This window comes from Collinsella sp. SGI.241, from assembly GCF_050312955.1.
GTDB lineage: Bacteria > Actinomycetota > Coriobacteriia > Coriobacteriales > Coriobacteriaceae > Collinsella.
In genome coordinates, this window is sequence record NZ_JBNPKM010000006.1 from 64980 (window position 1) to 78411 (window position 13432).

General features: G+C 61.3%; 14 protein-coding genes. All 14 read left to right on the forward strand.

What is annotated here, in order from left to right:
- The first annotated feature begins 27 nt into the window (after positions 1 to 27).
- The 14 genes from alaS (at position 28) to ACQQ92_RS04230 (ending at position 13222) form a co-directional block, all read left to right on the forward strand.
- Positions 28 to 2685, forward strand: a complete 2658-nt coding sequence (gene alaS, locus ACQQ92_RS04165; RefSeq protein WP_427795866.1) for an alanine--tRNA ligase — start codon at positions 28 to 30, stop codon at positions 2683 to 2685.
- 17 nt (positions 2686 to 2702) lie between these two features.
- Positions 2703 to 3131, forward strand: coding sequence for a Holliday junction resolvase RuvX (gene ruvX, locus ACQQ92_RS04170; protein WP_427794667.1), 429 nt, complete (start codon positions 2703 to 2705; stop codon positions 3129 to 3131).
- Positions 3124 to 4557, forward strand: coding sequence for an endolytic transglycosylase MltG (mltG, locus tag ACQQ92_RS04175; RefSeq protein WP_427795867.1), 1434 nt, complete (start codon positions 3124 to 3126; stop codon positions 4555 to 4557). Before ruvX ends, mltG begins: the two co-directional genes overlap by 8 nt.
- Positions 4558 to 4559: 2 nt before the next feature.
- The gene (locus ACQQ92_RS04180; protein ID WP_427728162.1) at positions 4560 to 5057 is read left to right on the forward strand and encodes a YqeG family HAD IIIA-type phosphatase; all 498 of its coding nucleotides are present in this window, start codon (positions 4560 to 4562) and stop codon (positions 5055 to 5057) included.
- Positions 5058 to 5065: 8 nt separating this feature from the next.
- Positions 5066 to 5599: a shikimate kinase gene (locus ACQQ92_RS04185; RefSeq protein WP_154515515.1), complete on the forward strand. Its 534-nt coding sequence runs from the start codon at positions 5066 to 5068 to the stop codon at positions 5597 to 5599.
- On the forward strand, positions 5596 to 6705 hold the full coding sequence (locus tag ACQQ92_RS04190) for a hypothetical protein (protein ID WP_427728164.1): 1110 nt from the start codon (positions 5596 to 5598) through the stop codon (positions 6703 to 6705). The genes ACQQ92_RS04185 and ACQQ92_RS04190 overlap by 4 nt, the downstream gene beginning before the upstream one ends.
- A gap of 132 nt (positions 6706 to 6837) precedes the next feature.
- Positions 6838 to 7968 carry a M24 family metallopeptidase gene (locus tag ACQQ92_RS04195; RefSeq protein ID WP_154515521.1) on the forward strand — a complete coding sequence of 377 codons (1131 nt, stop codon included), beginning with the start codon at positions 6838 to 6840 and terminating at the stop codon, positions 7966 to 7968.
- 159 nt (positions 7969 to 8127) lie between these two features.
- Positions 8128 to 8691, forward strand: a complete 564-nt coding sequence (gene efp, locus ACQQ92_RS04200) for an elongation factor P (protein ID WP_154515524.1) — start codon at positions 8128 to 8130, stop codon at positions 8689 to 8691.
- A gap of 24 nt (positions 8692 to 8715) precedes the next feature.
- Complete coding sequence (locus ACQQ92_RS04205) at positions 8716 to 9078, forward strand: Asp23/Gls24 family envelope stress response protein (RefSeq protein WP_427717319.1); 363 nt, start codon at positions 8716 to 8718, stop codon at positions 9076 to 9078.
- A gap of 3 nt (positions 9079 to 9081) precedes the next feature.
- Positions 9082 to 9666: a transcription antitermination factor NusB gene (gene nusB, locus ACQQ92_RS04210; protein ID WP_427747358.1), complete on the forward strand. Its 585-nt coding sequence runs from the start codon at positions 9082 to 9084 to the stop codon at positions 9664 to 9666.
- A 2-nt stretch (positions 9667 to 9668) separates the two neighbouring features.
- Positions 9669 to 9935, forward strand: a complete 267-nt coding sequence (locus ACQQ92_RS04215; RefSeq protein WP_154515533.1) for an exodeoxyribonuclease VII small subunit — start codon at positions 9669 to 9671, stop codon at positions 9933 to 9935.
- A gap of 8 nt (positions 9936 to 9943) precedes the next feature.
- Positions 9944 to 10747, forward strand: a complete 804-nt coding sequence (locus tag ACQQ92_RS04220) for a TlyA family RNA methyltransferase (RefSeq protein ID WP_427795899.1) — start codon at positions 9944 to 9946, stop codon at positions 10745 to 10747.
- Positions 10744 to 11604 (forward strand): NAD(+)/NADH kinase, encoded by an 861-nt coding sequence (locus ACQQ92_RS04225; RefSeq protein WP_427728169.1) that lies wholly within the window; start codon positions 10744 to 10746, stop codon positions 11602 to 11604. Before ACQQ92_RS04220 ends, ACQQ92_RS04225 begins: the two co-directional genes overlap by 4 nt.
- Positions 11594 to 13222: a DNA repair protein RecN gene (locus ACQQ92_RS04230; protein ID WP_427795868.1), complete on the forward strand. Its 1629-nt coding sequence runs from the start codon at positions 11594 to 11596 to the stop codon at positions 13220 to 13222. The genes ACQQ92_RS04225 and ACQQ92_RS04230 overlap by 11 nt, the downstream gene beginning before the upstream one ends.
- Positions 13223 to 13432: the final 210 nt, after the last annotated feature.

Sequence of the window (13432 nt, forward strand, 5' to 3'; positions counted from 1 at the left end):
CGATGTGAAACCGAGGAGATTCCCTCTATGAGTGCTGACTACCCGTCAATGACTACGGCTGAGATTCGCTCTAAGTTCCTCAACTTCTTTGAGGAGCGCGGTCTTAAGCTCTATCCTTCTTCGTCCCTCGTCCCCGACGATCCTTCGCTGCTGCTTGCCAACGCCGGCATGAACCAGTTTAAGGAGTATTACCAGGGCAAGAAGACCATGAAGGAGATCGGCGCTATCTCCTGCCAGAAGTGCGTCCGCACCAACGACATCGACTGCATCGGCGAGGATGGCCGTCACCTGTCCTTCTTTGAGATGCTCGGCGACTTCTCCTTTGGCGGCGTCTCCAAGCAGCAGGCCTGCGCTTGGGCCTTTGAGCTCATCACCAAGGAGTTCAAGCTGCCGCTCGACCGCCTGTACTTCACCGTCTTTACCGAGGACGACGAGACCCATGACGTGTGGCGCTCTCTGGGCGTTGCCGAGGATCACATCTCGCGTCTGGGCGAGGACGACAACTTCTGGGCCGCCGGCCCCACCGGCCCCTGCGGTCCGTGCTCCGAGATCTACTTTGACATGGGCGAGGAGGTCGGCTGCGGCAGCCCCGACTGCAAGCCCGGCTGCGACTGCGACCGCTTCCTGGAGTTCTGGAACCTCGTCTTTACCCAGTACGACCGCCAGGAGGACGGCTCCATGCCGGAGCTGCCGCACCGCAACCTCGATACGGGCATGGGTCTGGAGCGCATGGCCGCTATCATGCAGCACAAGACCGCCAACTACGACGGCGATCTGATGCAGCACCTCATCAAGCTGGGCGAGGAGATCAGCGGCAAGACCTATGACGCCGACGATTACTCCGGTGCCAGCCGCTCGCTGCGTATCATCGCCGATCACTCCCGTGCCGTCGACTTCATGATCTCTGACGGCATCCTGCCCGGTAACGAGGGCCGCGAGTACGTCCTTCGCCGCCTGCTCCGCCGCGCCGTGTTCCACGGTCGCCTGCTGGGTATCGAGGGCGCCTTCCTGACCAAGTTCATCGACGAGGTCAACGCTCAGATGGGTGAGGCCTATCCCGAGCTGCTCAAGAACGTCGCGCTCGTCAAGGGTATCGTCGCCTCCGAGGAGGAGCGCTTCTCCACGACGCTCGACAACGGCCGCGTTTACCTGGACGAGGCCCTGGCCGCGCTCGCCGACGGCGCTGTCCTTCCGGGCGATGTTGCCTTTAAGCTGCACGACACCTTTGGTTTCCCCATCGACCTGACCGTCGAGATCGCCGGCACCGCTGGCCACGACGTCGACATGGACGGCTTTACCGCCTGCATGGAGGACCAGAAGGCCCGCGCCCGCGCCAATGCCAAGGGCGACGCCTGGGGCAGCTTCAACGACGTGTGGGTCGAGCTTTCCGACAAAGTCGCCGCGACCGAGTTCGACGGCTATGACAACGACGTCATCGAGGGCGCCAAGGTTGTCGCCATTGTTCGCAACGGCGAGTCCGTTGAGTCTGCTGCCGCCGGCGAAGATGTCGAGGTTGTGCTCGACCGCACCCCGTTCTATGCCGAGATGGGTGGCCAGCAGGGCGACGCCGGTGAGCTATCCGCCGAGGGCGTTACGCTGACTGTTGCCGACACTAAGAACCACAACGGCCTGTATGCCCACGTCGCCCACGTTGCCGAGGGCACGCTGACCGTCGGTGCCACCGTGACCGCCGCGCTCGACGCCGAGCGCCGTGGCTTCCTGCGCCGCAACCACACCGCTACGCACCTGCTCGACGCCGCCCTTAAGCAGGTCCTGGGCGAGCATGTCTCCCAGGCCGGCTCGCTGGTGACGCCCGAGCACCTTCGCTTTGACTTCACGCACTTTGAGGCCCTGTCCTCCGAGCAGCTCAAGGCTGTCGAGGACCTGGTCAACCAGCAGATCTTCGCTTCCAAGCCGGTCGTTACCCGCGTCATGGGCATCGACGAGGCCAAGGCCGCCGGCGCTGTCGCCCTCTTTGGCGAGAAGTACGGCGACGTTGTCCGCGTTGTCTCCGTGGGCGCCGAGGACCAGCCGTTCTCCCGTGAGCTTTGCGGTGGCACCCATGCCGCCAACACCGCCGAGATCGGTCTGTTCAAGATCATTTCCGAGTCCTCCACGGGCTCCAACGTCCGCCGTATCGAGGCCGTGACCTCTAAGGGTGCCCTCGACTACATGGCCGACCGCCTGGCACTCGTCGACGCCGCTGCCGCTGCGCTCAAGTGCCGCGTCGACGAGGTTCCCGCCCGCGTGGAGAACCTGCAGGCCGAGCTGCGCGAGACCGCCGGCAAGCTCAAGAAGGCGCTCACCGGTGGCTCCTCCGACGCCATTTCCAGTGCCATCGACGGCGCTGTCGAGCTCGATGGCTACAAGCTCGTCGTCGCTGAGCTCCAGGGCCTTGAGGCAACCGATTTGCGCAACGTCTGGGATACCGTGCACCAGAAGGTCGCCGGCCCTGTCGCCTGCGTCGTCGCCAGCGTGACCGAGAAGGGCACCCCGGCGCTGCTCGCCGCCGGCTCCGATGACGCCGTCAAGGCCGGTTTCCACGCCGGCAACGTGATCAAGCAGATCGCGGGCCTGGTCGATGGTCGCGGTGGCGGCCGTCCCAACATGGCCCAGGCCGGTGGCAAGAACGCCGCCGGTATCGCCGATGCCCTCGCGGCCGCCAAGTCCGCGCTGGGCGCCTAAGAACCGAAGTAGTCGCTGTGGTCGCGCTCGCGCTGGACATAGGGGAGACCAGGATTGGCATTGCCGTCTCGAGCCGTGATGGCAAGATGGCGATGCCCGTCAAGGTGCTTCCGGCCGCTGAGGTCACCGGTATGGCCAAGACGTTCCGTTACCTGGTCGAGGACTATGATCCCGACATCCTGGTAAGCGGACGTCCCTTGACCATGGCCGGCGAGCCCGGCCCCCAGGCTGAGCGCGTTGCCGCCGTGGCACAAAAGATCGCCGACGAGCTCGATCTTCCGTTGGAGTTTGAGGACGAGCGTCTGTCCTCGCAAGAGGCAAAGCGTATCTTGCGCGAGCAGGGCCTCAACGAAAAGCAGATGAGGGGCAAGATTGACATGATTGCCGCCAGCCTGTTTTTGCAGACGTGGCTCGATCGTAAAAACGAGGAGGTTTCGCATGCCTAGCGCTTCCGATCCGCGCCAGCCGAATCGTACACGTCAGACCGCGTCACGCCCTGCCCAGCCTGGCCAGCGTCCGGCACAGCCGACGCAGCGCGCAGCTCAGCCTGGCGCGCGCCCGGTGCAGTCCTTCGCTCGTTCGGCCCAACCTGCTCAACGGACGGGTCAGCAGCCTTCTGCTCGTTCGGTTCAGCATCCGGCTTCTCGCGCGGCTCAGCAGCCCACTGCTCGTACGGCCCAGCCTGCAGGCGGTACCCGCTTTAAGCAGCAGGCACCTGTCCGGCGAACGCAGGCTACCCAATCGCATTCGCATCATGCTCGCGGTTTGCATGGCGTTGCTCCGGCGACCCGCTCGAGCTACGACACGCGTGCTCGACGCGGTGCTCAAAAGAAGAGTTCTCCGGTTCCCATGATCATCGGCGTTGTGGTGGCGGTGCTCGCGCTTGCTGTGATCGCTTTCTTTGTCGTGCCGGCCGTCAAGGGCTTCTTTGCCGGTGAGGATACGAAGGTTACGGCTGGTCAGCAGGTTACGGTGACCATTCCCGACGGTGCTTCGGGCGACACCATCGCCTCGATTCTCTCCGAGAACCATATCGTAGAAAATCCCAAGGATTACTATGCGGCGGTGAAAAAGCTCAACGCCGATATGTCGCTCAAGCCTGGTGATTATTCGTTCACCACACTCATGGATGCGACCAAGGTTGTTCAGCAGCTCATGGAAGGCCCCAATGCGGGCTCCAATGCGCTTACTATTCCCGAGGGTCTAACGGTCGATCAAGTCGCCGACCGTGTGGCCCAGGCCTACGACAGCATCTCTAAGGAAGACTTCCTCAACCAGGCCAAGGCCTCCAACTACGTGGACGACTATAGCTTCCTTAAGGGCGCCGCCAACGATTCGCTCGAGGGTTTTCTGTTCCCCAAGACCTATTCGCTGGGCAAGGACCCGAGCGCCGATGACGTTATCCGCGCCATGCTCGATCAGTTCAACACCGAGTACAAGTCTCTCGATTTTGCCGGGTGCGAGGCCAAGATCAAAGAGCGTTACGGCGTGGAGATGTCCGATTACGACATCATCAATCTCGCTTCCATCGTTGAGCGCGAGGGTCTCAACGCCGAGCAGCGCGCACATGTCGCCTCGGTCTTCTACAACCGCCTTGCCGGCAAGCTCGACGGTCTGCGTTATCTCAACAGCGATGCGACCATGATGTATGTCACCGGTGGCGAGGTTTCCGCCGATGACCTGCAGAGCGATAGCCTGTATAACACCTATAAGCACGAGGGTCTGCCACCCACGCCCATCTGCTCCCCGTCGCTCGAGGCACTCAAGGCCACGCTTGAGCCGACCGACTCCGATGACCTGTATTTCTACATTACGCAGGACGAGGAGTACTTCTCGCAAACCTACGAAGAGCACCAACAGTCTTGGAATTAAACATGAGGATTTTCAGCCCCAAACGATATGTTGCATCCGTCGACCGCATCGACCTTGATACCCTGTGGGCCGACGGCAAACGCGCCATTCTGCTCGATCGCGATAACACCCTGGTGCCGCGCGACACCGAGCAGGTTCCCTCCGCGGTTTCCGCTTGGCTCGACGCCGCCCGCGCCAAAGGCTTTAAGCTGTGCATGGTGTCTAACAACTGGCATCGCGACCAGGTCATGAGCTCGGCACGCGAGCTGGGACTCGAGGCCATTAGCCACGCCATGAAGCCGGCTCCGTTTGCCCTCAAGGCGGGTCTTAAGCGCCTCGGCGCCACGGCCGACGAGGCGGTGCTGATCGGCGATCAGCTCTACACGGACGTGTGGAGCGGCAATTTCGCCGGCGTCGATACCATCCTGGTAAAGCCGCAGGCCACTCAGGACCTGTGGTATACGCAGATCTTCCGTATCTTTGAGCGCCGGGCCCTGCGCGACCTTCCCTGCGAGGAATAGGTCTCGCTATGTCCCAGCACACCAAACACGGCTGCGACCATATCTTCTTTATCGGCTTTTTGGGCGCGGGCAAATCGACGCTTGCGCGCAACGTGGGCACTATGTTCAAACGTCGCTTTATCGATACCGACCGCCTTGTCGTGCGTCGTTGCGGTAAATCGGTGACCGAGATTTTTGAGACCGAGGGCGAGGAGCGTTTTCGTGAGCTCGAGACCTCGGCGCTCCGTTCGCTCCAAAGCGAGCGCAGCCTGCTGGTTTCCTGCGGCGGAGGTATCGTCGAGACTCCGGTGAATATTGAGCTTATGCACCAGATGGGTATCTGTGTGTATCTCGAAGGCGACTTTGAGGATTCGATTCGCCAGATTCGTCGGTCCGACACGCGTCCCGATTTCCGTTCGCCCGAGCATGCCGCGCGCCTGTTTGAGCATCGCCGTCCGCTATATCGCCAGGCCGCCGATATTACTCTTGATATTCGCAACAAGTCCTTCGAGGACGTTTCCTACCTTTGTGCCGAGATGCTTTTGGAGCGTGGGCTGCTATGATTCGCCGTCAACTGATCAATTTCCAAAACCGCAGTGTCGATGTCCGCGTCGGATTGGGCGCGTTCGAGGAGCTGTCGCGCATGTTTGCCTCGGCTGTGGGCAAGCCTAAGCGCGCGTTGGTGGTTTGGAACGACGCCACGTCAGAGCGTTTTGGCGAGGTCGTCGAGCATGCGCTGGTTGATGCCGGTTTTGTCGTGTCGCAGCTCCCACTCGAGATTTCGCCTGCTGGTGCCACGCTGGCCGATGCCGATGCCATCTTTGGCGCCCTATCTGGCAACGGCATTACCTGCGACGATCTGGTTGTCGCCGTTGGTGATGCCGCAACCTGCTCGGTTGTTAGCTGGTGTGCTAATCAGTGGTGCGGTCGCACCGAGTGCGCCTTGCTGCCGACAACGTTCGACGCCATGCTCACGGTCGCGACGACCATGAAGCCGCTCGTCGCCTCTTCGTCGAATGCGCTTCCCGCTATCGCGTTTCGTCCCGAATCGGGCTTGGTCGTGTGTGACCTCGACCTTGTTCGCGAGGCGGACCCCGAGGATCTCAAGCTCGGCTATGTGGTGCTTGTTGGCACCATGCTTTCGAGCAGCAAGTCCCGCTGGAATCAGTTTACCGAGACTGTTCCCGAGATTCTTTCCGGCGAGGAGGTCGCGCTCGTCAATGCTGTGCAGTGGTCCCAGACCGCGCGCAAAGATGTGCTCATGGCCACGAACCCCAGTGCTCGCCATGCACTCGATTTTGGTAAGACAGGGGAGCGCACCCTTCGCGCCTGCCTGGGCGAGGCCGCGGCTAACGTTCCCGCATATCAGCTCCTTTCCGAGGGTATGCGCTTTGAGGCGCGCTTAGCACATGATGCCTGCGACTTCGATATCGACAATGTGTTTGATCTCGACGATTGCCTGGAGGACTTTGGCATCGAAGAGCTTGCCTTCGACTTGGAGCCCACCGCGTTTATCGAGGAGTTCCGCAAGCAGCAGTTTGCTCGCTCAAACCGCAGCATGCTGCCGCTGCCCGCGGCGCTCGGCGCCATTCGCCTGACAAATGTCGAGGACGAGATTCTCGAACGCCATGCGCAGGCGTATCTGGCTTCTCGCAAGGAACTTTTTTAACTTTATTGACATCCATCGTCTTTCGTATCATTTTGAGGGACGGGTTTTCAATCGGTTGCGAATCGCTTGTGGTTCGGCTATTCGTTTGAAGCCCGTCCTGCTCTTTTTGAGGACAATAAGAAAGGAATCTGAATGTCTGAGTTTGCTGCCGGTCCTGCCGGTCGTATCGAGCGTGTCCGTGCCCTGATGGTCGAGCGCGGCTACGATGCTATCGTCGTGCGCGATGAGGCCAACCTCCGTTGGCTCACGGGTGTGAAGGGCGTCTTCGATTACACCTTCGAGTTTCCGCACGCCGCATTTATTACGGCCGATCAATGCCTGTTCCATACCGACTCGCGCTATCTCAATAGCTTTGAGGAGAACACGCCCGCCGGCAGCCCCTGGGTCTACGACATGGACGAGGGCACCATCCCCGGTTGGGTTGCCGGCAAGATCGCGGCCAACAAGTGTCGCGTCTGCGCCGTCGAGGATGACATGCAGATTAACTTTTACCAGGGTATTCAGCGTGGTCTTGAGGATCGCTCCGTCGCCTGCATGCTGCCGCTGATGCATGACGACATTCGTAAGATGCGCGCCATCAAGGATGCCGAGGAGATCGAGCTCATGCGACACGCGCAGTCGATCACCGATGCCGCCTTCCAGCACATGCTCGGCTTTATTAAGCCCGGTATGACCGAGAAGCAGGTTCGCAACGAGCTCGAGAACTTTATGTTCGCCAACGGTGCCGACAGCTTGGCCTTTGGCTCCATCGTCGCGAGCGGTCCCAACACCGCCAACCCGCATGCCGTTCCAAGCGACCGTGTCATCGAGAAGGGCGATTTCGTCCTCATGGATTATGGCGCGGGCTACTGTGACTATCGCTCCGATATGACGCGTACCGTCGTGATGGGCGAGCCCACGCAGGAACAGCTCGACCTGTACGAGCTCGTGCGCCGCACCCACGAGGAGTGCGTCGCCGCTATCCATCCGGGCGTCGAGGGTAACGATATCTTCAAGCTTTCCAAGAAGATCATCGGCGATGCCGGTTATGGCGATTACTACAACCATGGCCTGGGCCATGGTGTCGGTATCGACATCCACGAGCTGCCCAACTTCAACCGCAGCAAGAACATCATCGAGGTCGGCTCGGTTGTCACCATGGAGCCCGGCGTCTACCTGCCCGGCGTGGGCGGCGTGCGCTTGGAGGATTACGGTGTTGTCACCGAGAACGGCTATGAGCCCTTCACCAAGACCCCGCACGACCTGCACGTCATCGACTGCTAAGCCATTCAGTTTGATTTTGGAAGCGGGGCGTCCGAAATGATTCGGGCGCCCCGCGTTCTCTTTTTATGCGCTCGCCGCAGGCGCCGCCTGCAAGTGTATAATTTCGCTCGTATGTAATTTGGACGCTTGTGCGTTCTACCCATAACAAGAAAGGTCGCTATGCCTACCATTTCTACCGCCGACTTCAAGAACGGCCTCGGTCTCCGCATTAAGGACAAGGTCTACACCATCGTCGAGTTCCAGCACGTCAAGCCGGGCAAGGGCGGTGCTTTTGTGCGCTACAAGACCCGCGATATCAAGAGCGGTCGTGTCGTCGAGAACACCTGCAACGCCGGTACCAAGTTCGAGAGCGTCATGCTCACCACCCGTGAGTTCCAGTACCTCTACAACGACGGCGCCGACTACATCTTCATGGACAACGAGTCCTACGAGCAGGTTCCCGTTCCCGAGGACATGGTGGGCGAGAACTCCAAGTGGCTGCGCGAGAACGACACCTGCCAGTTGCTCTTCGCCGACGACGAGCTCATGGGCGTGACCCCGCCGATGTTCATCGAGACCACCATCGTCCAGACCGACCCGGGCTTTAAGGGCGACACCGTTCAGGGTTCCACCAAGCCGGCCACCATCGACACCGGTGCTGTCATCCAGGTCCCGATGTACCTCAACGAGGGCGAGGTCATCAAGGTTGACACCCGCGACGGCAAGTTCGTCTCCCGCGTCTAGCAACCAACTCTTCTAGGAGGACTCATGCCCCAGGAAATCAAGATTGACGGCATCGGTATTTCGCCCGATGTTCTGACCGCCATCGTCTCGCGCGCCGTCACGGATGTCGAGGGCATCGCCTCCGTGGGCGTCAAGGACCTTGCCACCAACCTTGTCTCCATGATGTTTTCGTCCAAGTCCCCGGCTTCCGATCCGGCGGTAGAGGCCGAGGTCATCGGTGACAAGCTCGCACTCACCGTGCGCGTCGTGGTGTTCTTTGGCTATCCGTTCAAGAAACTCGCCGAGGCCGTTCGCTCCGCCGTGGTCGCAGCTATCGATGCCCAGGTAGGCGTCGAGGTCGAGCGCGTTGACGTTTGCATCGACGGCCTCGTTTTCCCCAAGGAGTAACCTTTGAGCCTTAAGGTTTATCGCGGGCGTACGCTTGCCCGCAGTCAGGCGCTGCAGCTGCTGTTCCAGGCCGAGGCGACGGACAGCCCGCTCGAGCGCGTCCTCGAGGGCGATTTCCTGATCTCGAAGGGTCCCCTCGACCCCTACGCTCTGGAGCTGTGCCGCGGTGCCTACGAGTATATCGACCGCATCGACTGCGCCCTGCGCTCCATCGCCAAGAACTGGGATCTTATGCGCATGCCCGGCGCCGATCGCAATCTGCTGCGTATCGCCGTCTATGAGATGCGCTTCCTCACCGACGAGGAGGTCTCGGACGCCATCGTGATCAACGAGGCTGTAGAGCTTGCCAAGGCCTATGGCACCGACCAGTCCGCGTCGTTTGTCAATGGCGTGCTGGGCAAGATCGCGCGTAGCGAGGAGCTGCCGGGCGAGGACCTGTATCAGGAGCTGCTGGCCGAGGACCGCGCCCGCGAGGAGGCCCAGGCCGCCGAGGCTGCCGCCAAGGTTGCCGCCGCTCAGGCTGCGGCCGGCGTTCTCGACGAGGGTGCCGAGGTCGCCGAGGCCGAGACCGGTACCGTCGAGGAGTAGCCATGCCAGAGGGTTCCGTCCGCAACTTCGACGAGATCTCGGACCGCTTGGACCAGATCATCGCTACCGTTCGCTCCAAGGATACGTCCTTGGAGCGTTCGCTCGATTTGTTTGACGAGGCGATCGAACTTGGCTCCCGTGCGGTCGATATGGTCGACAAGTTTGAGTTGACGCCTCGTGAGGCCGATAAGCTCGAGCAGGAATACGATGAGGATGCGGCAAACGAATCCCAGGATAGCCAGGCCGCGTCTCCGGATACGAATGGTTGATGGCATTCATGAAACGCGTGCGTCTCGATGACGAACTGATTTCACAGGGCATCTGCGCCGACCGCGCGGATGCCCTTCGCACTCTTATGGCCGGCTTGGTCTCGAGTGGCGGCGAGCGTTTGACCTCGCCGGGCCTTAAGGTGACGCCCGGTCTGCCCCTGCACGTGAAGGGCCGTATTCCCTACGTGGGGCGCGGCGGGCTCAAGCTCGAGGGCGCGCTCGATGCGTTTGGGATCGATCCCATGGGCCTTGCTTGCCTCGATGTGGGCTGCTCCACGGGCGGCTTTACCGATTGCCTGCTCAAGCGTGGCGCCGCAACGGTCGTTTCGGTCGATGTGGGTCGCGCACAGTTTGATTGGTCGCTGCGCCAAGACGAGCGCGTGAGGCTCCATGAGCGCACCAACGTGACACAACTGCCCGAGCTTGGCTACGGCGGCGCTATCGACTTGGCTGTCTGCGATGTGTCTTTTACGAGTATCGCGCATATCATCGACGCCGTGTTGGCGTGCCTGAAGCCTTCGGGTTCGTTTTGCACGCTCGTAAAGCCGCAGTTTGAGGCGCCGGCTGCGCTGGTGGGCGAGGGCGGTATCGTGACCGACCCCTCCGTCCGCCGCGATACGCTTGTGGCGGCGATTGAGCTCTTTGCCGCCAAGGGCCTGTTTCCGCTCGACGTGTGCGTGTCGCCCATCCATGGCGCCAAGGGCAACGTCGAGTTTTTCCTGTACGGCACGAGGTTTGCCTCTGGCGAGCGCGCCGACGATGAGCTGCAATCACAGGTAACGGCTTTGAGCGAGAAAGCTGCAACGCTATGAAGGTCTTTCTGGTTCCCAATTACTACAAGCAAGAGGCGGTCGAGAGCGGCCTGATGCTCGAGCTTTGGCTTTCGCGCCAGGGTTACGAGGTCGCATGGGCTGCCGATCAGCGTTCCAAGATCCAGCGTGCGCCCGATGTTGACGATGCCGACCTGGTCATTACGCTCGGCGGCGACGGCACGCTGTTGCGTGCCGCCCGCATTCTCAACTACCGCGAGATCCCCATTCTGGGCCTTTCCTATGGTCATTTGGGTTTTTTGACGGCTGCGAGCCCCGAGGATCGCGATATTTTGCAGGTCGTGAGCGATGCCCTTTCCGGTGAGCTCCATGTGAGTCGCCGCGCCACCCTCGCCGCGGATATCGTTTCGGTGCGCGAAGATGGCACGAAGGATGTCGTGCGCACGTTTGCCCTTAACGATATGGCGCTTACGCGCGGGCCCCTGTCCGATATGGTTGAGTTCGACATCACGGTGTCCGGCCATCATATCGACCGCCTGCGCGGTGACGGCGTCGTCGTTTCGACAGCGACCGGTTCCACCGGCTACGCGCTTTCCGCCGGCGGCCCCATCGTCAGTCCCGATTACACGGGCATGGTTTGCGTGCCCATCGCCCCACATACCATTCAGGCTCGCGCCTTTTTGACCTCGCCAAGCGATGTCGTCGAGATCTTTATGTCCGATGACCGCCCGAGCGTGCCTGCGATCGCCATCGATGGACAGTTTATTACCTGCGATGGCACGGTCGAGAGCGTGGCCGTGCGTCGCGGTCCCGGCGATGTTCTGTTGCTGGATTACGGCCCCGAGAGCTTCTATAACTCGGTGAGCCGCGTGTTCTACGGAGTGCGTCATGATCGATGAGCTGCAGGTTTCCAACATTGCCCTCATTCGCGAGGCGACGTTGGTTCCGAGCGCGGGCTTAACGGTTCTGACCGGAGAAACCGGCGCCGGTAAGACTGCGTTGCTCTCGGCGCTTAAACTCATTCTGGGCGAGCGCGCGGATTCGTCGACGGTGCGCGAGGGCGAGACGCTTGCCAACGTCGAGGCGCGCCTGTTTGACGGCCCGCACGACACGGAGGGCTTCACCGTGCAGCGCAGCCTTTCTGCCGAGGGTCGCAGCCGCGTAAAAATTGACGGCCGCATCGCCAGCGTGCGCGAGCTTTCGGAGCGCGTCGGCGTGATGATGGATCTTTGCGGCCAGCACGAGCACCAGCGCCTGCTCGACCCTGCGCATCATGTTGCCATGGTCGATGCATGGGCGGGGCGCCCGGCGCTCGAGGCGCTCGATCGCTATCGTGCTTGCCTTAAGGCATCGCGCGCGGCTGCCAAAGAGGTCCGTCGCGTCGAAGAGGCCTCACGCGCGCAGGGGAGTCGTGTCGAGGAAGCGCGTTTCGCTCTGGAGCGTATCGCCGAGGTCGACCCCAAGCCGGGTGAGTATGAGGAGCTCGAGGAGCTGCTGCCGCGCTCCGAGCATGCCGAGGTGCTGGTGGCAACGGCCAACGATGCCCATGCGTCGCTTGCTGCCGAAGGGGGAGCACTCGATGCCGTGAACAGCGCCGTGGCGGAGCTTTCACGCATGGCTACTGTCGATCGCAAGTTGGGTGATATCGCCGATGAGCTTTCGGATGCCTGCATCTCGCTCGAGGATTGTGCCAACGAGCTGCGTGCCTATCGAGATGGGGTCGCCTTCGACCCGCGCGAGCTGGCTCGTATGCGCGAGCGGTATTCCGACCTTAAGGGACTTTTGCGTCAGTGGGGTCCCACCATGGACGACGTGTTTGCCATGCGCGATAGCTCGCGAGAGCTGTTGTCGCTGGTAGACGATGGTGATGAGCAGATTAAGAAGGCGCGCGAAGCGCTTGGCGCGGCAGAGCGCGAACTGTTCGCCGCCGCCAAGGCACTTAAGCGTGCACGCAATACGGCAGCCCCGCACTTTTGCCACGCGGTTGGCCGTCAGATGGCGCGCCTGGAGATGGGCGGCGCCGAGCTCGTTTGGGACTCGCGCGATCTTCCGCGCGCCGAGTGGACGCCGGCGGGTCCTTCGAGCTACGAGCTTTTGTATCGTAGCGGTGCCGGATTGACGCCGCGCCCCCTGCGCCGCATTGCTTCTGGTGGCGAGCTGAGCCGTGTCATGTTGGCGAGCAAGGTTGTTTTGGGTAACGCGGACGGCGTGGATACGTTGGTGTTCGACGAGGTCGATGCCGGTGTTGGCGGCTCTACTGCACGCGCCCTTGCGAGCGTTCTGGCAGATCTTGCCGCAACGCATCAGGTGATTGTCGTAACGCACCTGGCGCAGGTCGCCGTCATGGCCGACAAACATTACGTGGTGAGCAAAGAGCCGGGCGACGTTCCCCAAACCCATCTGGATGAGGTGACCGGGGACGCCCGTACCGCAGAGATCGCCCGTATGCTGAGCGGCGATCAATCGGAGGCGAGCTTGGCCCACGCTAAGCAGATGCTCGAGGAAGCGCGTGCTTAGGCCGAGCCGTTACATGTATGTTCGACCCGGCCGCCACGAAACCGGCCCATCTACTACGTTTAATAGGCTATCGGCAACCACGCCTTGAATTGCAAAAAGAAAACCGCAGGTAGAACGCCTGCGGTTTTTCTATTTTCGGTTTGTGGTTGGGCCATACTGATAAAACGTAGTAGATGGGCCGGTTTCGTGGCGAGTGGCGTTTGTCGGCTC